The organism is Mycobacterium sp. RTGN6 (assembly GCF_033804605.1).
In the GTDB taxonomy this organism is placed as follows: Bacteria; Actinomycetota; Actinomycetes; order Mycobacteriales; family Mycobacteriaceae; genus Mycobacterium.
Genome location: NZ_JAPZKZ010000007.1, coordinates 1 through 19603, shown reverse-complemented (window position 1 = coordinate 19603; position 19603 = coordinate 1). Strand labels below are relative to the sequence as shown.

Sequence of the window (19603 nt, the reverse complement as noted above, 5' to 3'; positions counted from 1 at the left end):
GGTCGGAATTTCGTACCCGCATGCGGTGACGACGGTTCGACCGGCGCACCCCGACCCGGAAGGCGACTCAGCCTCGATGCCCACCACCGCGACAAAGTCCACGCCGTCGAGCGTTTCAACCGAAGTCATCCGCGTCCGCGATCTGACCTTCGCCTATCCGAAGTCATCGGAACCCGCCGTGCGCGGCATGGACTTCTCCGTGGGCCGCGGCGAGATCTTCGGATTCCTCGGGCCCAGCGGAGCAGGGAAGTCCACGACGCAGAAGCTCCTCATCGGCTTGCTCCGTGGACACGGCGGTGAGGCCGCGGTGTGGGGCAAGGACCCGCTGGCCTGGGGGCCCGACTACTACCAGCGCATCGGCGTCTCGTTCGAGCTGCCCAATCACTACCAGAAGCTCACCGGCGTGGAGAACTTGCGGTTCTTCGCCTCCTTGTACGACGGCACGACGCTTGATCCGATGGAGCTGCTGGACGCCGTCGGCCTGGCTGACGATGCCAACACGCGAGTTGGCAAGTACTCCAAGGGAATGCAGATGCGGCTGACGTTCGCCCGGTCGCTGATCAACGACCCGGACCTGCTCTTTCTCGACGAGCCCACCTCCGGCTTGGATCCGGTCAACGCCCGCAAGGTGAAGAACATGATCCTGGACCTGAGGGCACGCGGCCGCACCGTCTTCCTCACCACCCACGACATGGCGACCGCCAATGAACTGTGCGACAGGGTGGCCTTCGTGGTCGATGGCCAGATCGTCGCCCTCGACACGCCCGCCGAATTGAAGATCGCGCGCAGCCAGCGGGTGGTTCGTGTCGAATTTCGCGGTGCGGACGGTGGTCTCGAAACCGCGGAGTTCGCGATGGACGGCCTCGCCGACGACCCGGCATTTCACGACGTGCTTCGCATCCACCACGTCGAGACCATCCACAGTAGGGAAGCCAGCCTCGACGATGTCTTCGTGGAGGTCACCGGAAGGCAGCTCACATGAGCCGGTTGGTGAGCGCGTTGCGGCTCGAACTGACCCTTCAGAATCGGCAGCGCTTCCTGCATGCCGCGATCTTCTCCGGACTGATCTGGCTGGCCGTTCTGCTGCCGATGCCCGGCACTCTGCGCCGGGTCGCCGAGCCCTACATGCTGTTGGGCGACACCTGCATCATCGGATTCTTCTTCGTCGCGGGCTCAGTGTTCTTCGAGAAGCAGGAGCGCACCATCGGTGCGGTCCTGTCGACCCCGTTGCGGTTCTGGGAGTACCTGACCGCCAAACTGACGCTGCTGGTGCTGATCTCGCTGTTCGTTGCGTTGGTCGTGCCCACGATTGGCCAGGGGTTCACCTACCACGTGGCACCGGTGGTGGTCGGGGCGGTGCTCGGGACGTTGCTGATGCTGTTGGTCGGCTTCATCTCATCGCTGCCGTTCGCTTCGATCAGCGACTGGTTCTTGGTGGCGACCATTCCGCTGGCACTGATGATGGTCCCGCCGGTACTGGAGTACTCCGGCGTGTTGCCGAATCCGCTGCTGTACCTCATCCCGACGCAGGGACCGCTGCTCCTGTTCGGGGCCGCCTTCGACCAAGTCACGCTCGCCACGTGGCAGGTCGTATACGCGGTGGCCTATCCCTTGGTGTGCGTGGCTGGTTTGTGCTGGGCCGCCAAGGCGACATTCGTTCGTTACGTCACCGCACGGGCAGGTGTGTAATGGCGTCTACGCGAGCTTTGATGGCATTCGGCCGCAACGATATTCGCGGCACATACCGTGACCCGCTGCTGATCATGATCGTGCTCGCCCCGGTCATCTGGACCAGCGGAGTTGCGTTCCTCACGCCCAGATTCACCGAAATGCTCTCCGAGCGTTACGGATTCGACCTAGTTTCGTACTACCCACTGATCCTCACCGCGTTCCTCCTGCTGACCAGCATCATCATCGTCGGTGGACTGGCCGCGTTCCTCGTCCTGGACGAGGTCGACGCCGGTACGCTCACCGCGCTGCGGGTGACTCCGGTTCCGCTGTCCGCGCTCTTTATCTACCGCGCCGCGACCGTGATGGTGGTGACCACCGTCTACGTGATTGCGACGATGTCGTTCAGCGGAATCCTCGAGCCCGGTCTGGTGCCGGCCCTCATACCGATCGGGCTGCTCTCCGGGCTGTCGGCGGTGGTGAGCCTGCTGCTCATCGTCGTCATGGCGAACAACAAGATTCAAGGCCTGGCCGCGCTCCGCGCTCTCGGCATGCTGATCGCCGGCCTGCCCTGCCTGCCGTGGTTCATCGACTCCGGCTGGAATCTGGCCTTCGGCGTGCTGCCGCCATATTGGGCGGCCAAGGCATTCTGGGTCGCCAGCGACCACGGCGCCTGGTGGCCGTACCTGCTCGGCGGCGTCGTCTACAACCTTGCCGTCGCGTGGCCGCTGTTCCGTCGCTTCCTCGCCAAGAACACCTGATCGAAGCGAGCGCTGGACTCACATGCCCAAGTGCGTGCGACGCAACGCCGCAACGGCATCCGGTGGTCCGCTCACTTCGACCTGCGCTATGGGCTGGCGCCCAAAGAGGTACAGGAGGAGTTCGCCCGGCGGACCGCTGAGTCGAGCCGTCGGCTCGCCTGTTCGAACCGTCACTCGCTCGTCGGTTCCGGCCCACTCAACCTCGAGCCCGGACGCGTGCAGCCGCCGAGTCAGGTAGCGGCTGCCACGGCGAACGTTTCGCCACAAGGCAGCATCCATTGCAGGCGTGAGGCGACGGGGTCCATACCCATTCGCTCTGCGAACGTCCTCGTGGTGAACGAAGAATTCGTTGAGATTCGCCAATGAGCGGACCCATTTCATGCGGAAGAAGCCGATGGGCGGGCCGGATCGGATCCGCGCAACAAGCCACGCGAAGTCCTTGCGCTTGGCCAATCTGACCCTGCGGCGCTCGGCGAACCGTTGGAAGGGACCCGGCAGAACGAGGCAAGGGCCGGCAGCGAGATCGCGTTCTCGCAACACGAGGTGGGCGGCGAGATCGTGCGCAGTCCAGTTCTCGATCAGTGTGGGAACTGAAGGGCCGAGCTGTTTGAGGAGATCACACAGCTCGAGGCGCTCTTGCGCGTCGAGCGGGACGTCATCCACGCCGCTGGAATCTCAGGACTCGCTGGTGGCGAAGTGACGTTGCAGCCGGCGGTGTCGGTGACTGAACAACGCGCCGATACCGACGGCCAGCAGCGGCGCGGCCAGCCTCAGGGGGAGCCGCGGCTGGAACGTGAGGCGGTCGTGCACCACTGCCGACGCATCGCCGTCGGGTGTCACGGTGCGTTCGTGTCGCCACAGGCGCATCGACATCATCGTCGACTCCTCGTGAAACCGCCGCCCCGGTTCCAGCTCCACGATGGTGAGGTAGTCGTAGTCGAACGGCAGCACGCCGAACAGGCGTAGCCAGCAGCGGCCGATCGGGGTTCCGACGGGGATGGTGTCGATGGTGAGCGGTCCGGCGCCGCGTGGCATCGACATGGTCATGATGGGACGCACCTCGTCATTGATGCCCTCGGGCGTGGTGACGCGCTGCCACACCTCGTCGGCGGGCGCGGTGACGACGCTGCGGCGTTCGACGACGGTGAGTCCCACGTCTCCACGGTAACGACCGGCTTGACGGTTTAGGGTGCTACCTGGTGTGCCGGGAAGTCTGGTCGGCGATCGTTCGACGACGCCGAAGGAACCTGACCATGACGGATTTACCAGGCGGCCGGCCCCGACTTCGGCTGCTGAGTCGCGGCTCTTGGCCGGAGGCCAAGCACGTGGCCGACGTGCTGCGACGCGAGACGGTCGGCGGGGTACTGCTGCTCATCGCCGGCGGCGTCGCACTGGGCTGGGCCAATTCCCCGTGGGCGGCGTCGTACCGGGCGATCTCCGAGTTTCCGGTCGGCCCCGAGTCACTTCACCTGCACCTCAACCTGGCGACCTGGGCGGCCGACGGGCTGTTGGCGATCTTCTTCTTCGTGGTTGGCCTCGAGCTCAAACGCGAGTTCGTCGCGGGCGATCTGCGTGACCCCGCCCGGGCCGCGTTGCCGATCGCGGCGGCCGTCGGGGGGATGATCGTTCCCGCCGGGATCTTCATCGGGATCAACCTGATCGCGGGCCATCCCGAGAACGTCCACGGGTGGGCGGTGCCCATCGCCACCGACATCGCCTTCGCGCTGGCGGTACTCGCCGTCCTGTCCACGCACCTACCGACCGCCCTGCGGACGTTCCTGCTGACGCTCGCGGTGGTCGACGACCTGCTGGCCATCACGATCATCGCCGCGTTCTACACCGATCATCTGTCGATCGGCCCCCTTGCGCTTGCCCTGATCCCCGGGGGCCTGTTCGCCGTCGCCGTTCAGCGCGGGCTGCGGCATTGGTGGCTGCTGGTACCGCTGGCGGCGGCGACGTGGGCGCTCGTGCACGCCAGCGGCATCCACGCGACGGTCGCGGGGGTCGTGCTGGGTTTCACCGTGCCGGTACTCGGCAGGCATTCCGTCGCCGAGCAGTTCGAGCACCGCCTGCGTCCGTTGTCGGCGGGCGTGGCGGTGCCGGTGTTCGCGTTCTTCGCCGCGGGCGTCACGGTCGGCGGCTGGACCGGGCTGACGGCGACGCTGACGCATCCCGCAACGCTCGGGGTGCTGCTGGGACTGGTGGTCGGCAAACCGCTGGGTGTGTTCGTCACCACGTTCCTGCTGGCCAAGTTCACGGGCGCCGCGCTCGACGACGACCTGGCCTGGCGCGACGTGCTCGGGGTTGCACTGCTGGCGGGCATCGGGTTCACGGTGTCGTTGCTGATCGGGGAATTGGCGTTCGGTTACGGAACCCTGACGGGCGCCGACGCCAAGATCGGCGTGCTGCTCGGATCAGTGGTCGCAGGCATGTTGGCCGCGCTGGTTCTGGTCAGCCGCAACGCCGAATACCGGCGGATTCACGACCGTGAGACGGCCGACGCCGACCACGACGGTGTGCCCGACGTCTACGAGCCTTGACAGGACTGCTCGGTAGAGCCGTGCGTAAACTGACGGGATGCTTGATCAGATCCGCGGACCCGCCGATCTGCAGCACCTTTCGCAATCTCAGCTGGACGAGCTCGCCCGCGAGATCCGTGAGTTCCTAATCCACAAGGTCGCTGCGACCGGCGGACATCTCGGCCCCAACCTGGGCGTCGTCGAGCTGACGCTCGCGCTACACCGGGTCTTCGACTCGCCGCACGATCCCATCGTCTTCGACACCGGCCACCAGGCCTACGTCCACAAGATGCTGACCGGACGCTGCTCCGACTTCGACAACCTGCGCAAGAAGGGCGGCCTGTCGGGCTACCCGTCGCGCAGCGAGAGCGAGCACGACTGGGTGGAGTCGAGCCACGCCAGCTCGGCGCTGTCCTACGCCGACGGGCTGGCCAAGGCCTTCGAGCTCAACGGCCACCGCAATCGACACGTCGTCGCCGTCGTCGGTGACGGAGCGCTCACCGGCGGCATGTGCTGGGAGGCGCTGAACAACATCGCCGCCGCGCGCAGGCCCGTCGTGGTCGTCGTCAACGACAACGGGCGCAGCTACGCACCCACCATCGGCGGCTTCGCCGACCACCTCGCGGCCCTGCGCCTGCAACCCGGCTACGAGCGCATCCTCGAGGAGGGCCGCAAGGCCGTCCGGGGTATGCCGCTCATCGGCGAGCTCTGCTACCAGTGCATGCACAGCATCAAGGCGGGCATCAAGGACGCGCTGTCGCCACAGGTGATGTTCACCGACCTCGGGCTCAAGTACGTCGGTCCGATCGACGGCCACGACGAACACGCGGTCGAGGCTGCGCTGCGTCACGCGCGCGCCTTCAACGCACCGGTGATCGTGCACGTCGTGACGCGCAAGGGCATGGGTTACGGCCCCGCCGAGGACCACGAGGAAGACCAGATGCACTCCACCGGGGTGATCGACCCGCACACGGGCGTCGCAACGTCGGTGGCCGGACCCGGCTGGACGTCGGTGTTCGCCGAGGAGTTGGTCCGGCGCGCGAAGACGCGCCGCGACGTCGTCGCCATCACCGCTGCGATGCCGGGGCCCACCGGGCTCAGCGCGTTCCGCGAGCGCTACCCCGATCGGTTCTTCGACGTCGGCATCGCCGAACAGCATGCGATGACCTCGGCGGCGGGCCTGGCGATGGGCGGCATGCACCCCGTCGTCGCGATCTACTCGACGTTCCTCAACCGCGCGTTCGATCAGGTGATGATGGACGTCGCGATGCATCGACTGCCCGTCACGATGGTGCTCGACCGCGCAGGCGTCACGGGCCCCGACGGCGCCAGCCACAACGGCGTGTGGGACCTCTCGATGCTCGGGATCGTGCCCGGCATGCGGGTCGCCGCGCCGCGGGACGCCGCCCGGCTACGCGAGGAACTCGGCGAGGCGCTCGACGTCAAGGACGGGCCCACCGCCATTCGGTTCCCGAAGGGTGATGTCGGAGAAGACATTCCGGCCCTCGAGCGGCGAAAGGGTGTCGACGTGCTCGCCACCCCCGCCGATGGCCTGTCCGAGGACGTGCTGCTGGTGGCGGTCGGCGCGTTCGCGAAGATGGCGCTGGCGGTGGCCGAGCGGCTGCGCAATCAGGGCATTGGCGTGACGGTCGTCGACCCGCGCTGGGTGCTTCCGGTGCCCGAGGTGCTCGGAGAGCTCGCCACGGCGCACAAGCTCGTCGTCACGGTCGAGGACAACGGCGTGCACGGCGGCATCGGATCGTCGGTGTCGGCGGCGTTGCGGCGCAACGAGATCGACGTGCCGTGCCGTGACGTCGGGGTGCCGCAGGAGTTCCAGGCCCACGCGTCGCGCAGCGAGGTGCTGACCGACGTCGGGTTGACCGACCAGCACGTCGCGCGGCAGATCACGGGCTGGGTGGCCGCGTTGGGCGCCGTCGTCGGCGATCACGTCACGCACCCGATCGACTAGCCGGGTCGGTTCGCGGTCGATTCTCGAGGCTGCCAAGAATCGCGTGCGCGGCTTCGACAGCCTGTCGGCGCCGTCGAGGACCGGTGACGTCTTGCAGGTGAAACGCCCAGTGCGCCTCGAAGAGGCAGGCCAGTCCATACGCCGCCGCCGATACGGTCGTCGGCGACGAAGCGGGGTACTCGGAGCTCAGTTGCCGTTCCATCTCGACGAGCCACTGCTCCGTCCACATAACGCGAAGTCGTTCGCGCACTTTCGGGTCACGACCCGCCATGGCAATCAGTTCCGCCCAGATGACGAGATCGTCTCGGCTGCCGTATGCGTCGGGGCCGAACATCGCAATGATGCGCTGCCGCAGTGACTTTCCACTGCCAACTGGCTGCAGCATCGCGGCTCCGTAGTGCGCCACCGCATCGGTGAGAAAACGCTCGATGAGTTCGTCCCGGGTCCTGAAGTAGTGCAGGACCAGGGTGCGCTGCATTCCGGCGGCTTCGGCGACATTGGACATCGTGGTGTTGGCCAGCCCATCGCGGGCCGCAACCACGGCGGTGGCAGAAAGGATCTCAGCGATGCGTTCGGGGGCCTTGCTCGGACGACCGATTTTGTTTACTGTCATGACAGTAAACATATTAACACTGAGAGGCGGTCTACGTGCGAATCCTCGCATTGGGTGCGGCCGGCGAAATGGGCAAGGTCGCCGCCGGCATCCTCGCCGCCGACGAGTCGGTGACGACCGTCGTCATCGCCGACCGGGACGGCCCGGCTGCCGCGGCGGCGGCCCAGTCGCTCGGCGCGAAGGCCGTCGCCCTTGAACTCGACGTCACCGACAGCCGCGGGCTGGGGGCGGCCATGGCCGACTGCGACGTCGTCGTCAACACGGTGGGTCCCTACTTCCGTTTCGGAGTGCCACTACTGCGTGCCGCGATCGACGCCCGCCGCCACTACGTCGACATCTGCGACGACCCCGAGCCCACCCTCGACATGCTCGCGCTAGACCAGCAGGCCAAGGCGTCCGGTGTGACCGCACTGATCGGAATGGGCGCAAGCCCAGGATTGTCGAATCTGCTCGCCGTCATCGCCGGCCGCGAACTCGAGCGCGTCGACGAGGTGCACACCGGCTGGAGCATCAACGGAGTCAACACAGACTCCACTGACACCGTCGGTGCGGCGGTCGTTCACGGCATGCAGCAGATCAGCGGCACCATCCCGGTCACCAGAAATGGAATCGTCACCACGCGCCCGGCCCTGGAGAAGATCGTCCTGCAATATCCCGGTATCGGGATCGCGACAGGTCGGAGCTTCGGCCACCCCGAAGCGGTCACGCTCCAGCGCGTCTTCGGAGACCTGGTCGACAACACCAACGTGGTGGTGGGCGACCGAATCACCCTCGCGCTGCTGTCGGTTTTGCGGTTCGCAATCGACCACCGCCTGGTCGGCCTCGACGCCGCGGCGCGCATCGCCAACACCGCCGAGCGAATGACGCCCGCAGACCCCACCCGGATGATCCGACCTGGCCAATTACCTCCTCTGTTCGCCGTCGCATCGGGTATCCACGCAGGCCGACCCGCCACCGTCGCCGTAGCGCTCGGACAATTCCCTGGATTCTCGATGGCGGCGATCACCGGTGTCCCGCTTGCCATCGCCGCCCTTCAACTCGCCGACTTGGACAAGCCCGGAGTTCACACACCGGAGACCGCGCTCGAGCCCGAACCGTTCTTCGGCGCGCTCGCCCAGCACTGCATCGGCAGACCGCACCCGACGGCCATGACGATCATCACCCGATCGTGGCAGTCCGCCGCCGAGAATCGTGCGGCGCTCAACGGCTCGCTGGTCACGGCGTTTCTCAACACCTGACTCCGTCCGATCAGCCTAGGCTGCGGTCATGGACGCCGAACTCGAGCGCTGGAAGGCCGCCGGGCAGTTCTTCGACTACCTGGGGTTCGACATCTTCTATCGGGTCGATGGCCTGCCGCTCGGCGAAGGGCCGACGCTGCTGCTCATCCACGGGTACCCGTTCAACTCCTTCGACTGGTCGCTGATCTGGCCGACCCTGACGCAGCGGTTCACGGTCATCGCGCCGGACATGATCGGGATGGGCTTCTCCGACAAGCCCGTCGCCTATGGGTACTCCGTGCACGATCATGCCGACCTACACGAGGCGCTGCTCGAACACCTCGGCGTCGAGACGTGCCACGTGCTGGCCCACGATCTCGGCGACTCCGTCGGGCAGGAACTGCTGGCCCGCCATGAGTTCGGCGACTGGTCCTACCGCGCGGTGGCATTCGAATCGATCACGTGGCTCAACGGTGGCATGTTCAACGAGGCGTACACGCCGCGGCTGATGCAGAAGGTGATGTCGCGGACACCGTTGGGGGACATCATGAGTCGCGTACAGGGCAGCCCGTTGTCACGCAGGCTCGTCGAACCCACGCTCAACGAGATGTTCGGACCGAACACCAAGCCGTCGCGCCACCTGATGGAGCAGTTCCACCAGATCCTGGAGTACAACGACGGCAAGCGTGTCATGCATCTGGTTGGGCGCTTCCTCAACGACCGCTACGTCCACCGCAACCGCTGGGTGCGCGCGATGCGGCAGACCTCCGTCCCGATGCGTCTCATCGACGGGCCGATCGACCCGAATTCCGGCAGGCACATGGCCGAGCGCTATCGGGACGTGATCCCCAATGCGGACGTGGTGATGCTGGCCGACGACATCGCGCACTGGCCGCAGCTCGAAGCCCCCGAAGCCGTGCTCGAGCACTTCCTGGCCCACGTGGACCGCGTCATCACGCGTTGAGTGTGAACTGACAGCGCACGTCACTCGGAAAACTCCGCACTGAGCGCTATGTCAACGCTAAGCGGGCTCCGAGGGTGGCTCGGGCGGCGGCTCCGTCAGCGCGGCGGCGAGCACGGGCACGGTGAGCTCTCGCTGCCACGGTCGGGCCCGTGCCTCGGTCAAGAAGGCGTCGATGACGGGGGCCGGGTCGGGCACGGGCTGCCAGTCCCAGATCAGCCTGCGCACCAGGTCGGGCGTGAGCAGATTCTCCGACGGCACCGAAACCCGTTGCGACAGTTCGGTCAGCCCGGTGCGCGCGGCCTCCAGCCGGGCGGCGGCCTCTGGCTTGCGGCGGCTCCAGCGCACGGCGGGCGGCGGGCCGTTCAGCGGTTCGTTGGAAGCGGGTAGGTCCTCGGTGGTGCGGGCACGCGCCAGAGCGTCGAGCCACACCTGCGCGCCGCGGCGCTGGCGTGAACCACCGAACACCGGGAGCGCCGTGAGCTTCTCCACGGTGTCCGGGTCGTTGGTCGCGGCGTTGACGATCGCGGCGTCGGGCAGGATTCGGCCCGGCGCGATATCACGTCGTTGGGCGATGTGGTCCCGCGTGGTCCACAGTTCCCGGACGGCGGCCAGCGTGCGCGGCGCACGCACCTTGTGGATGCCCGAGGTGCGGCGCCAGCGGTCCCGGCGAGTGGGCGGTGCGACATAGGTGCGCAGGTGTTCGAATTCCTCTGCGGCCCAACGGGTTTTGCCCTGTTCCTCGAGGACTGCCGCAACAGCGTGGCGCAGTTCCAGCAGCACCTCGACGTCCAGCGCGGCGTAGTTCAGCCAGTCCGGTGGCAGCGGCCGCTTGGACCAGTCGGCCGCGCCGTGGCCCTTGGTGAGTTGCAAGCCGAGGAGCCGCTCGACCATGGCGGCCAGGTTGACCCGGTCGTAGCCGGCGAGGCGGCCGGCCAGTTCGGTGTCGTACAGCGCGGGTGGCGTCATGCCGAGTTCGGCGAGGCACGGCAGGTCCTGGTCGGCTGCGTGCAACACCCACTCGCCCTCGTGCAGCACCTCGGCGACCGGCGCCATCGCCTCGACGGGGTCGACGCCGTGGCTGACGGGGTCGATCAGGACCGTGCCCGCACCGGCCCGACGGATCTGCACCAGGTACGCGCGGTTCGAGTAGCGGAAGCCGGACGCACGTTCGGCATCGATGGCGAATGGTCCGCTACCCGACGCGAGCAGTTGCGCCGCCGCCGCGATGTCGCGGACGTACAGCGATACCTGTGGCACCCCGTCGGCCGGGGCCAGCAGCGGTGTGGCCTGCGACTCGGGTTCCTGCGGACCGGGGTCTGGTGACGGCGCTTCCGTCATCTCACGCGCGCGTGCGGGAGCCGAGGTCGGTGACCCCCGTCGGTGGCAACCCGGCGGCGTGCTCGAGCACCTCGCAGAACGCGGCGACGTGCGGGCCGAGTGCCAGCGACGTCGCCGTCCAGGACGCACGCAGCTCCAGCTGGTGTGCGCGCGGCGGTCCGGAGATGTCGCCGTAACGCACCGACGTGGTCGCGGTGACGGTGCCACCGAGTGCTGTCACCTGGTCGGTGTGCTCGGCGAGCGCGTCGACGAGCCAGCTCCAGGCGACTTCGGGCAGCAATGGGTCGACGGCCTCGGTGGAGTCCAGGTCCGCTTGAATGTAGGCCACCAACCGCATGGTGCCGTCCCACGCTTCAGCGCCCTCGGGGTCGTGCAGCAGGATCAGCCGGCCGAATGCGTCACCGTCGGAAGTCTCGGGGACGATCGCCGTGTCGGGGTGGCGGACCTCGGCGCCGAGCGCGTAGCTGAAGGGGGCAAGCCGCTGCGGCGGACGGATCGGGCCCAGCTCGATCTCCGGCCGCACGGTGGTGGCATTCATCGCCGCCACCGCTTCGCGGAACTGTGCCGGCTCAGCGGAGGTCACGGATTGTGACGCTAGCTCATCGGAGCAGGCGAGGGCGCAGGCGCGCCGAAGCGTTATAAGACCCATGCACGGGAGCCCGCGAACTGGGCCCCATGGCAGCATGGGTACCGATGAATACCCGCCGCGACCTGCCCGAGTCGCCATATCTCGCCGCGGCCAGCGGCCGCAAACCCAGCCGCGTTCCGGTCTGGTTCATGCGCCAGGCCGGACGCTCCTTGCCCGAGTATCGGGCGCTGCGCGCCAACCACGCCATGTTGGACGCCTGCTTCGACCCCGCGCTGGTCTGTGAGATCACCTTGCAGCCGGTGCGCAGGCACGGCGTGGACGCCGCCATCCTGTTCTCCGACATCGTGGTGCCACTGCGGGCGTCGGGTATCGACCTCGACATCGTGCCCGACGTCGGCCCCGTCATCGCGCATCCGATCCGCACCGTCGCCGACGTCGCAGCCATGAAGCCGCTCGAGCGCGAGCACGTCGAGCCGATCGCCGAGGCCGTGCGACTGCTCGTGTCGGCGTTGGACGACGTGCCGCTGATCGGTTTTGCCGGCGCGCCCTTCACGTTGGCGTCGTATCTGGTGGAGGGCGGGCCCAGCCGCAACCACGAACGCACGAAGGCGATGATGTTCGGCGAGCCCGCCACCTGGCACGCGTTGATGACGGCGCTGACCGACATCACGATCGGCTTCCTGCGGGCTCAACTCGACGCGGGCGTCGACGCGATCCAGTTGTTCGATTCGTGGGCGGGCACGTTGTCGCTGGCCGACTACCGCAGCCACGTGCTGCCGCACAGCACCAGGGTGTTCGACGCGTTCGCCGGCGAGGGCGTGCCGATGACGCACTTCGGAGTCGGGACGGCCGAACTACTGGGCGCGATGGGTGAGGCGGGCGCGACTGTCGTCGGCGTCGACTGGCGCACTGCGCTCGCGGACGCGGCCGCGCGAGTGGGTCCAGGGCTGGCGCTGCAGGGCAACCTCGACCCGGTGGTGTTGCTGGCGGGTTGGCCGGTGGTGGACCGCGCCGTTCGCGCCGTCGTCGAGGACGGTCGCCGCGCCATCGACGCGGGAGCGGCGGGCCACGTGTTCAACTTGGGGCACGGCGTGTTGCCCGCGACCGATCCCGGCATCGTCACCGATGCCGTCGCCTTAGCTCACTCTCTATGACTTCCGCGTATGCCGTTGTTGGGGGCGGAATTTCGGGCCTGGTCGCCGCGTACCGGCTCCGGATGGCTGCCGGTCCGGACGCGTCAATCACACTGTTCGACCCAGCCGACCGACTGGGTGGGGTGCTGCGCACGGAGCGCATCGGTAATCAGGCGGTCGACGTCGGAGCCGAGGCGTTCGTCGCACGTCGACCGGAGGTTCCCGCGTTGCTGGCCGAGCTGGGGCTGGCGCCCCGGCAGGTCGGCACGACGGGCGTCCGGCCGCTGATCTTCAGCGGCGGTCGGCTGCATCCGATGCCGGAGGGCACCCTGCAGGGCATCCCGGCACACGCGGCGTCGGTCGCCGGCCTTGTCGACGACGCGACGGTGGCGCGCGTGGGAAATGAGCTAGGCCGGCCGTTCTCCTGGCGGCCCGGAGCCGACCCCACCGTGGCGCAACTCGTCGGTGACCGCTTCGGCGAGCAGGTGGTGGCGCGCTCGGTCGACCCGCTGCTGGCCGGTGTGTACGCCGGTTCGGCCGCCACGATCGGGCTGCGTTCGGCGGTGCCGACGCTGGCCGCGGCCCTGGATCGGGGTGCGCGCAGTCTCACCGACGCGGTGCGGAAGGCTCTGCCGCCGCCGCTCGCCGGTTCGGTGTTCGGCGCCATCGACGGCGGCTACCGCGTGCTGCTCGACGAGTTGGTGCGGCGGGCGCACGTCCACTGGGCGCACGTCGCGGTCGATCACGTCGAGCGGGCGGCCGCCGGATGGACCCTCGTCGACGACGAGGGCGCCGGCTGGCATGCGGACGCGGCGGTGCTCGCCGTCCCCGCCCCGCGGCTACCCCAACTGGTCCAGCGGGTGGCGCCGCGTACGGCCGCTGCCGCCGGTCGGATACAGGTGGCGTCGACGGCGCTGGTGGTGCTTGCGCTTCCCGGGGGGACGCCGCTTCCTGCGCAGTCGGGTGTGCTGGTCGCCAGCGGAGAACCGTTGCACGCCAAGGCGATGACGCTGACGTCGCGCAAGTGGGGCGTCAGCGGCAACGTCGAGTTGCTGCGGCTGTCGTTCGGCAGATTCGGCGACGATCTTGCTCGTAGCGTCGGTGACGAGGAACTGCTGAAGTGGGCTGGCGACGACCTCGCGGCCGTGTTCGGCATCCGGGTCGATCCCGTCGACTGTCACGTGCAGCGCTGGCTCGACGCGATGCCGCAGTATGGCCCCGGCCACGGTGACCTCGTTGCCGAGCTGCGGGCCGGACTACCCCACGGATTGGCCGTCGCGGGCGGCTATCTCGACGGAATCGGCGTGCCGGCCTGCGTCGCGTCGGGGACCAGGGCGGCCGCGGCGCTGGCGGCGTCGCGCGTGGCACGATAGCGGTATGGCCAAGCTCGACTACGACGCCCTCAACTCCATGCAGAGATACATGATGATCTCGGTGTTCGCCGTGCAGCCGGAGGCCTTGGGGGAGGACCGCGGCTCCGTCGTCGACGACACCGCGACGTTCCTCAAGCAGCAAGAGGACAACGGCGTCGTCGTGCGCGGCGTCTACGACGTCGCGGGATTCCGGGCCGACGCCGACTTCATGATCTGGACGCACGCCGAGCGGGTCGAGGATCTGCAAGCCACCTACCGCGCGTTCCGGCGCACGTCGCTCGGGCTGGTGAGCGATCCGGTGTGGAGCGTGGTCGCTCTGCACCGGCCCGCGGAGTTCAACAAGAGCCACGTCCCGGCGTTCATCGCGGGCGAGGATCCCGGCGACTACGTGTGCGTCTACCCCTTCGTGCGCTCCCTGGACTGGTACCTGCTTCCCGACGACGAGCGCCGCAAGATGCTTGTCGAGCACGGCATGGCCGGCCGGGAGTACCCCGACGTGCGCGCCAACACGGTGCCTGCGTTCGCGCTCGGCGACTACGAATGGATTCTGGCGTTCGAGGGTCCGGACCTCGGTCGGATCGTCGAGCTCATGTGGAAGCTGCGCTACACCGACGCGCGACGGCACGTCCGGGAGGAGACGCCGTTCTTCACGGGCCCGCGAGTGGGTGTCGAGGAGCTCATCGCCAGGCTGCCGTAGTCGGCGCTAGGACGACACGGCGCACGCACCGCGGTCGGCCAGCACCGGGCCCGAAGCGGACGGCGTGATGTCGAAGTCGAATATCGCCGTCGGCAGGTATAGCGAGCAGCACGCGTTGGGAATGTCCACCACACCGCTGACCCGGCCCTCGATCGGTGCGGCGCCGAGCAGCAGGTAGGCCTGCGCGCCGGAGTAGCCGAACTTCTTCAGGTACGCAACGGCATTGAGGCATGCGTTGCGGTAGGCGACCGTCGCGTCGTTGTACAGCTGGGTGTCGGTGTCGTGATCGACGCCGATGCCGATGAAGGTGACGAACTCCGAGTAGCGGGGCTCGACGTTGCCTGGCATCAGAATCGGGTTGGTCGTCACGCCGTAGGTTTCCATGCCGCCCTTGATGAGGTCGACGTGGAAGTCGATGAACCCACCCATTTCGATCGCGCCGCAGAAGGTGATCTCGCCGTCACCCTGGCTGAAGTGCAGATCGCCACCCGAGAACAGGGCTCCCGGCACGTGAACCGGATAGAAGACCCGAGAGCCTCGAGTGAAGTTCTTGATGTCGTGGTTGCCGCCGTTCTCCCGCGCAGGCACGGTGCGCGCGCCGTCGCGGCCGATCGCCGCGAGCGCATCGCCGGTGGCGGTGCCCCCGAGCACGGATTCCTCGAGCGGTGGCAGCGCGAGCGGCGGTATCCGGTCGGGATCGGTGGCGATCAGCGCCCGTTCACGCGCATTCCATCGGGCCAACAGCTCCGGTGACGGCGCGGTGCCGAACAGGCCGGGATGTGTGATGCCCGTGAATTCGACACCCGGGAGGTGCCGCGACGTGCACTTCTGACCGGAGAAGTCCCAGATCGCCTTGTAGGCGTCGGGGAACGTATCGGTGAGGAAGCCGCCCCCGTTGGCCTTGGAAAAGATCCCCGTGTAGCCCCAGCCCTGCCCGGGCGCATCGCCCACCTCTTGAGGGACGGGGCCGAGGTCGAGGATGTCCACGACCAGCAGGTCACCCGGTTCTGCGCCCTCGACATAAATCGGCCCGGACAGCATGTGGGCGTGGGTCAGATCGACGTCGCGGACGTCGTTGGCGGAGTCGTTGTTGCCGATCTGACCGTCGGTCCATTCGCGGCACTCCACGCGGATCGACTGGCCCGGCTTGACGGTGACGGCAGGCGGGATGTCGGGATGCCACCTGTTGTGACCGGGTACCGCTTGCTCGCGCATCGAGCGGGCTTGATCGACGGAGAAGACGACATCGGGCACGGAAACTCCAAGTCAGGGTCGAGGTAGCCGGGCATGCCGCGGATCGGTCGTGATTCGGGTGGCCCGCCGCGATCGACCGGGCACCGAGTTGGCGATCTGCGGTGAATCCGCACTGCGCGCACTGGCGTCCATGGCGGCCCGCAGTCCGGGCTCGACGAAGCCTGTGGTGCGGATGCCGAACACCCGACGAGCGGGCTCGCGGCAGCCAGGACAGAGCGTCGGCTCCGTTGCCTCCGACATCGGGCGAAGCAGGTCGAAGCCACCACAATGCACGCAACGGTAGCGATAGGTGGGCATCGGAATCTCCACGGACGTGTCGGTGAATCCCATTGCAACACAACATGAGCACCCCCGCACTCCGGGCACGATCGAGGGCGGACGCCGGCTCGTTTCGTGGTCCGAAACGTCTGCAGATGGTGGTTCTGCCGATGTCCTGGTCGCCGAACGGCGATCGCACGCAGCAGCTCAACGGAGGTCGCCGGGGTGTTCGAGCGCGTTGCCCTTCATCGTTGCGTAATTTGCTGAAATTGACGGACAGTGCCGTTTCTCGGGAATGCAGTCGATCGGCGGCGACGGTCCCGTACCGCCGATGAGCGGCCATGACAGCACGAATATCCGCGAATTTGTTTGATATGGCAATCGGGTACGGCGTCGAATCCCATTCGGGTTTCGCGTAGCGCAAAATGTTGCTAGCCTCGCTCGATGAGGAGAATCGCGTGGGCGGTAGGCATTCCCACCGCTGCTGCCATTGCGGTCTCCGCGTGGTTGATCGCGGGTTGGGGTGGTGAGTCGACGCTTCTCCTCGTCTGCAACTACGGCTCCTTGGCGTTCGCGATGTTCGCCACCGTGGGCACGGGCCTGGCCGCATGGTCGTCGCACGGCCGCAAGCGCATCTCTTGGGCGTTCTTGACCGTCGCGGTGGGGGGCTGGACCGTTGGCAGCGCGATCTGGACGTACTACGAGTTCGTTCTGCATGCCTCGCCGTTCCCGTCCCCAGCCGACGCGGCGTATCTGCTGTTCCCGATCGCCGCCTGCGTCGGGTTGGCGATATTCCCCACCGGGTACAGCGGACACTCCTACACCCGGCTGGTGCTGGACGGCCTGATCGTTGCCGCCGCGCTCTTCGAGATCTCATGGGTCCTGGTGCTGCAGAGCGTTTACGACGCAGGGGGTGACAACCAGTTCGCCCTAGCGCTGTCAATGGCGTATCCGGTGGGCGACCTCATGGTCATCACCGTCGCCGTCATGGTGTTGGTCCGCGGTCGCAACGGCCAACGACGGACGCTGACGCTACTGACGGCGGGCGTCATCGCGATGGCCTTGTCGGACAGCGCATTCGTGTACCAGACGGCGCACGACACCTACCGGGACGGCGGCTTCGTCGACGTGGGTTGGATCGCCGGCGTGCTGCTGATCGGCATCGCCGGTCTGCTCAGCTACGGCAAGTCGATGGTCGACGTGGCGTCGGTGAAGGTGCCGTCGCGGTCGTCGCTGTGGTTGCCCTACGTGCCGATTGCACTGGCCGCCGCGGTGTGCGGCCCGATGTGTATACGCATGCCCGGCTTGGGTGCGCTCTTCATGTCGTCGACGGTGTTGATCGTCGCGGTGCTGGCGCGGCAGTACTTCGTGGTCAACGAGAACCGCAAGCTACTGGAGGTGGTGGCCGACCAGGCCCTGCGCGACCCGCTGACCGGCCTGTCGAACCGGGCACTGTTCAACGATCGGTTGACCCACGCGATGCAGCTGCATCAGCGGGACCGCCAGTCGGTGGCGGTGCTGTCGCTGGACCTCGACGACTTCAAACTCGTCAACGACAGCCTCGGGCATCCGGCCGGAGACCAGATGCTGGTGCTGGTCGCCGAACGACTACTCGGTTGTGTGCGTACCGGCGACACCGTCGCGCGGGTCGGAGGTGACGAGTTCGCGGTGCTGATGGAGGGCAACGCGGAGCACTCTCGACTGATCGCGCACCGGGTGCTGCAGGCGTTCGACGAGTTGTTCATCGTCGACGGACACGACCTGTTGGTACGCCCCAGCATCGGACTGGCCGTGGCCCGCGCAGACCAGGTCGAGATCTCCGCTGACGAGCTACTGAAACAGGCTGACGTGGCGATGTATTCGGCGAAGCGTTCACGAACGGGCGGGGTCCACACGTTCGATCCCGAGATGCACCTCGTCGACACGACCAACGACGTCGCGACCACCGGAACCGCCGGGCACAACGGCGTGGTGACGGTGAGGCTGTTGGGGCAACTCCGCCACGCCATCGACCACGTCGGGTTGAGCCTGGTCTACCAACCCAAGTTCGACCTGCGCGACGGTGACGTCGTCGGCGTCGAGGCGCTCGTCCGCTGGCCCCATCCCGAACGCGGACTACTCGGCCCCGACGAGTTCCTGCCGCTCGTTCGTGAACACGGACTCATGCGTTCCCTGACCGATTTCGTACTCGGGCAGGCGCTCGACGATGCCGCCCAGTGGCGTTCCGACGGCGTCGGGGTGCCCGTTGCCGTCAACGTGTTTGCGCCGTCGCTGTGCGATCTGAAGCTGCCCGACCGGATCCTGCAGGCGCTCGAAGACCGCGACCTGAACCCCGAACTACTGACGATCGAGATCACCGAGGATCTGTTGCTGGACAACCTCGACCGGACCCGGACGGTCCTCGAACGCTTGCGGGCACACGGGATGCGTGTCGCGATCGACGACTTCGGCAGCGGCTACTCGACGCTGAGCTACCTGTGCGAGCTACCCATCGACGAGGTGAAGCTCGACCGGCAGTTCATCGCACCGATACTCGTCGATCGGCGAGCGGCCGCGGTGGTGCGCGCGGTCGTCGACCTCGCACACGACCTGGACCTGACTACCGTCGCAGAGGGCGTCGAGAACGCCGCCACGGCGGCCCGGCTGCGCGAGTATGGCTGCGAGGTGGCGCAGGGATTCCACTACAGTGCGCCACTGGAGGCTGACGCGCTGCGACAGTTGCTGTCGCGGGCTACGACGAAGGCACGAGTTTGAGCGAGATCGAGTTGATGCAGTACCGCTGATCCGTCGGCGTCGGATAGCCCTCGCCCTCGAACACGTGTCCCAGGTGGCTGTGGCAGTTCGCACAGATTGCCTCGACGCGATGCATGCCGAGCGAGTCGTCGGTCTTCAGGATCACTGCGTCCGAGTCGGCCGGGTCGAAGAAAGATGGCCAACCGCAATGGGACTCGAACTTCTCGGTGCTGCGGAACAACTCCGCGCCGCACGCCCGGCACGCGTAGACGCCCTCGGTCGTGGTGTCGGTGTACTCGCCGGTGCCCGGTCGCTCGGTGCCGGCCTGGCGCAATACCGCGAATTCAGCCGGGGTGAGCTTCTTGCGCCACTCGTCGTCCGTCAGTTCGATTTTCGGGGCAGGGGTGCTCACTGGTGGACCATCCTTGTGTCGGTGATCTTCGATGGATTGCCGATGCACCCGAGGTGCCGCTGATCTACCGCCCTGCTTGCTCGACACATTTGATGTCCAGCATGA

The 19603-nt window shown here is 67.3% G+C and carries 19 protein-coding genes and 1 pseudogene; 11 read left to right on the top strand and 9 right to left on the bottom strand.

The genetic code is table 11. The features are described 5' to 3' along the window. Window positions 1-76: 76 nt before the first annotated feature. From SLQ33_RS17860 to SLQ33_RS17850, 3 genes are read left to right on the top strand one after another with little or no spacing between them, the layout of a single operon-like run. Complete coding sequence (locus tag SLQ33_RS17860; RefSeq protein ID WP_319455542.1) at window positions 77-982, top strand: ABC transporter ATP-binding protein; 906 nt, start codon at window positions 77-79, stop codon at window positions 980-982. Next, the gene (locus tag SLQ33_RS17855; protein WP_319455198.1) at window positions 979-1689 is read left to right on the top strand and encodes a fluoroquinolone transporter permease; all 711 of its coding nucleotides are present in this window, start codon (window positions 979-981) and stop codon (window positions 1687-1689) included. The genes SLQ33_RS17860 and SLQ33_RS17855 overlap by 4 nt, the downstream gene beginning before the upstream one ends. Continuing rightward, on the top strand, window positions 1689-2429 hold the full coding sequence (locus SLQ33_RS17850) for an ABC transporter permease (protein ID WP_319455197.1): 741 nt from the start codon (window positions 1689-1691) through the stop codon (window positions 2427-2429). Before SLQ33_RS17855 ends, SLQ33_RS17850 begins: the two co-directional genes overlap by 1 nt. Window positions 2430-2447: 18 nt before the next feature. Here SLQ33_RS17850 and SLQ33_RS17845 read toward each other — a convergent pair whose 3' ends face one another. After that, entirely contained in the window at window positions 2448-3092 is a 645-nt protein-coding gene (locus SLQ33_RS17845; RefSeq protein WP_319455196.1) for a TIGR03085 family metal-binding protein, read from the bottom strand. A 12-nt stretch (window positions 3093-3104) separates the two neighbouring features. After that, window positions 3105-3584, bottom strand: coding sequence for a hypothetical protein (locus SLQ33_RS17840; protein WP_319455195.1), 480 nt, complete (start codon window positions 3582-3584; stop codon window positions 3105-3107). A 98-nt stretch (window positions 3585-3682) separates the two neighbouring features. Here SLQ33_RS17840 and nhaA point away from each other — a divergent pair, with 98 nt between their 5' ends. Then, window positions 3683-4969: a Na+/H+ antiporter NhaA gene (gene nhaA / locus SLQ33_RS17835; RefSeq protein ID WP_319455194.1), complete on the top strand. Its 1287-nt coding sequence runs from the start codon at window positions 3683-3685 to the stop codon at window positions 4967-4969. A 37-nt stretch (window positions 4970-5006) separates the two neighbouring features. After that, entirely contained in the window at window positions 5007-6917 is a 1911-nt protein-coding gene (gene dxs, locus SLQ33_RS17830) for a 1-deoxy-D-xylulose-5-phosphate synthase (protein ID WP_319455193.1), read from the top strand. Here dxs and SLQ33_RS17825 read toward each other — a convergent pair. After that, window positions 6898-7530 (bottom strand): TetR/AcrR family transcriptional regulator, encoded by a 633-nt coding sequence (locus SLQ33_RS17825; RefSeq protein WP_319455192.1) that lies wholly within the window; start codon window positions 7528-7530, stop codon window positions 6898-6900. The two genes, dxs and SLQ33_RS17825, sit on opposite strands and share 20 nt — an antisense overlap. A 35-nt stretch (window positions 7531-7565) precedes the next feature. Here SLQ33_RS17825 and SLQ33_RS17820 point away from each other — a divergent pair, with 35 nt between their 5' ends. Next, the gene (locus SLQ33_RS17820) at window positions 7566-8768 is read left to right on the top strand and encodes a saccharopine dehydrogenase family protein (protein ID WP_319455191.1); all 1203 of its coding nucleotides are present in this window, start codon (window positions 7566-7568) and stop codon (window positions 8766-8768) included. A gap of 28 nt (window positions 8769-8796) precedes the next feature. Continuing rightward, window positions 8797-9711: an alpha/beta hydrolase gene (locus SLQ33_RS17815; protein ID WP_319455190.1), complete on the top strand. Its 915-nt coding sequence runs from the start codon at window positions 8797-8799 to the stop codon at window positions 9709-9711. A 57-nt stretch (window positions 9712-9768) separates the two neighbouring features. Here the strand turns inward: SLQ33_RS17815 and SLQ33_RS17810 are convergent, their stop codons facing one another. Beyond that, window positions 9769-11049, bottom strand: a complete 1281-nt coding sequence (locus SLQ33_RS17810) for a ribonuclease D (RefSeq protein WP_319455189.1) — start codon at window positions 11047-11049, stop codon at window positions 9769-9771. 1 nt (window position 11050) lies between these two features. After that, window positions 11051-11587, bottom strand: coding sequence for a DUF3000 domain-containing protein (locus tag SLQ33_RS17805; RefSeq protein ID WP_319455541.1), 537 nt, complete (start codon window positions 11585-11587; stop codon window positions 11051-11053). A 155-nt stretch (window positions 11588-11742) separates the two neighbouring features. Here SLQ33_RS17805 and hemE point away from each other — a divergent pair, with 155 nt between their 5' ends. The 3 genes from hemE to hemQ are packed head-to-tail and all read left to right on the top strand — an operon-like array spanning window position 11743 to window position 14841. Continuing rightward, window positions 11743-12792, top strand: coding sequence for a uroporphyrinogen decarboxylase (hemE, locus tag SLQ33_RS17800; RefSeq protein WP_319455188.1), 1050 nt, complete (start codon window positions 11743-11745; stop codon window positions 12790-12792). Next, a complete protein-coding gene (locus tag SLQ33_RS17795; RefSeq protein ID WP_319455187.1) occupies window positions 12789-14144 on the top strand; it encodes a protoporphyrinogen oxidase in 1356 nt (451 codons plus the stop codon). The genes hemE and SLQ33_RS17795 overlap by 4 nt, the downstream gene beginning before the upstream one ends. Window positions 14145-14148: 4 nt before the next feature. Beyond that, complete coding sequence (hemQ, locus tag SLQ33_RS17790) at window positions 14149-14841, top strand: hydrogen peroxide-dependent heme synthase (RefSeq protein ID WP_319455186.1); 693 nt, start codon at window positions 14149-14151, stop codon at window positions 14839-14841. Between the two features lie 6 nt (window positions 14842-14847). Here the strand turns inward: hemQ and fmdA are convergent, their stop codons facing one another. Beyond that, window positions 14848-16095 carry a formamidase gene (gene fmdA / locus SLQ33_RS17785; RefSeq protein ID WP_319455185.1) on the bottom strand — a complete coding sequence of 416 codons (1248 nt, stop codon included), beginning with the start codon at window positions 16093-16095 and terminating at the stop codon, window positions 14848-14850. 12 nt (window positions 16096-16107) lie between these two features. Beyond that, window positions 16108-16425, bottom strand: coding sequence for a zinc ribbon domain-containing protein (locus SLQ33_RS17780; protein ID WP_319455184.1), 318 nt, complete (start codon window positions 16423-16425; stop codon window positions 16108-16110). Between the two features lie 372 nt (window positions 16426-16797). Here SLQ33_RS17780 and SLQ33_RS17775 point away from each other — a divergent pair, with 372 nt between their 5' ends. After that, the gene (locus tag SLQ33_RS17775; RefSeq protein ID WP_319455183.1) at window positions 16798-19107 is read left to right on the top strand and encodes a putative bifunctional diguanylate cyclase/phosphodiesterase; all 2310 of its coding nucleotides are present in this window, start codon (window positions 16798-16800) and stop codon (window positions 19105-19107) included. Here SLQ33_RS17775 and msrB read toward each other — a convergent pair. Beyond that, a complete protein-coding gene (gene msrB, locus SLQ33_RS17770) occupies window positions 19085-19498 on the bottom strand; it encodes a peptide-methionine (R)-S-oxide reductase MsrB (protein ID WP_319455182.1) in 414 nt (137 codons plus the stop codon). The two genes, SLQ33_RS17775 and msrB, sit on opposite strands and share 23 nt — an antisense overlap. Further along, a pseudogene (locus SLQ33_RS17765) lies at window positions 19495-19603 on the bottom strand (hypothetical protein); the annotation flags it as partial. The gene msrB and the pseudogene SLQ33_RS17765, both read right to left, overlap by 4 nt.

Excerpts from the sequence above, each read along its gene's own strand:
- SLQ33_RS17860 (WP_319455542.1), top strand. The coding sequence starts at position 77 with ATGCCCACCACCGCGACAAAGTCCACGCCGTCGAGCGTTTCAACCGAA.
- SLQ33_RS17855 (WP_319455198.1), top strand. The coding sequence starts at position 979 with ATGAGCCGGTTGGTGAGCGCGTTGCGGCTCGAACTGACCCTTCAGAAT.
- SLQ33_RS17850 (WP_319455197.1), top strand. The coding sequence starts at position 1,689 with ATGGCGTCTACGCGAGCTTTGATGGCATTCGGCCGCAACGATATTCGC.
- nhaA (WP_319455194.1), top strand. The coding sequence starts at position 3,683 with ATGACGGATTTACCAGGCGGCCGGCCCCGACTTCGGCTGCTGAGTCGC.
- dxs (WP_319455193.1), top strand. The coding sequence starts at position 5,007 with ATGCTTGATCAGATCCGCGGACCCGCCGATCTGCAGCACCTTTCGCAA.
- SLQ33_RS17825 (WP_319455192.1), bottom strand. The coding sequence starts at position 7,530 with ATGACAGTAAACAAAATCGGTCGTCCGAGCAAGGCCCCCGAACGCATC.
- SLQ33_RS17815 (WP_319455190.1), top strand. The coding sequence starts at position 8,797 with ATGGACGCCGAACTCGAGCGCTGGAAGGCCGCCGGGCAGTTCTTCGAC.
- SLQ33_RS17810 (WP_319455189.1), bottom strand. The coding sequence starts at position 11,049 with ATGACGGAAGCGCCGTCACCAGACCCCGGTCCGCAGGAACCCGAGTCG.
- SLQ33_RS17805 (WP_319455541.1), bottom strand. The coding sequence starts at position 11,587 with ATGAATGCCACCACCGTGCGGCCGGAGATCGAGCTGGGCCCGATCCGT.
- hemE (WP_319455188.1), top strand. The coding sequence starts at position 11,743 with ATGAATACCCGCCGCGACCTGCCCGAGTCGCCATATCTCGCCGCGGCC.
- SLQ33_RS17795 (WP_319455187.1), top strand. The coding sequence starts at position 12,789 with ATGACTTCCGCGTATGCCGTTGTTGGGGGCGGAATTTCGGGCCTGGTC.
- hemQ (WP_319455186.1), top strand. The coding sequence starts at position 14,149 with ATGGCCAAGCTCGACTACGACGCCCTCAACTCCATGCAGAGATACATG.
- SLQ33_RS17780 (WP_319455184.1), bottom strand. The coding sequence starts at position 16,425 with ATGGGATTCACCGACACGTCCGTGGAGATTCCGATGCCCACCTATCGC.
- SLQ33_RS17775 (WP_319455183.1), top strand. The coding sequence starts at position 16,798 with ATGAGGAGAATCGCGTGGGCGGTAGGCATTCCCACCGCTGCTGCCATT.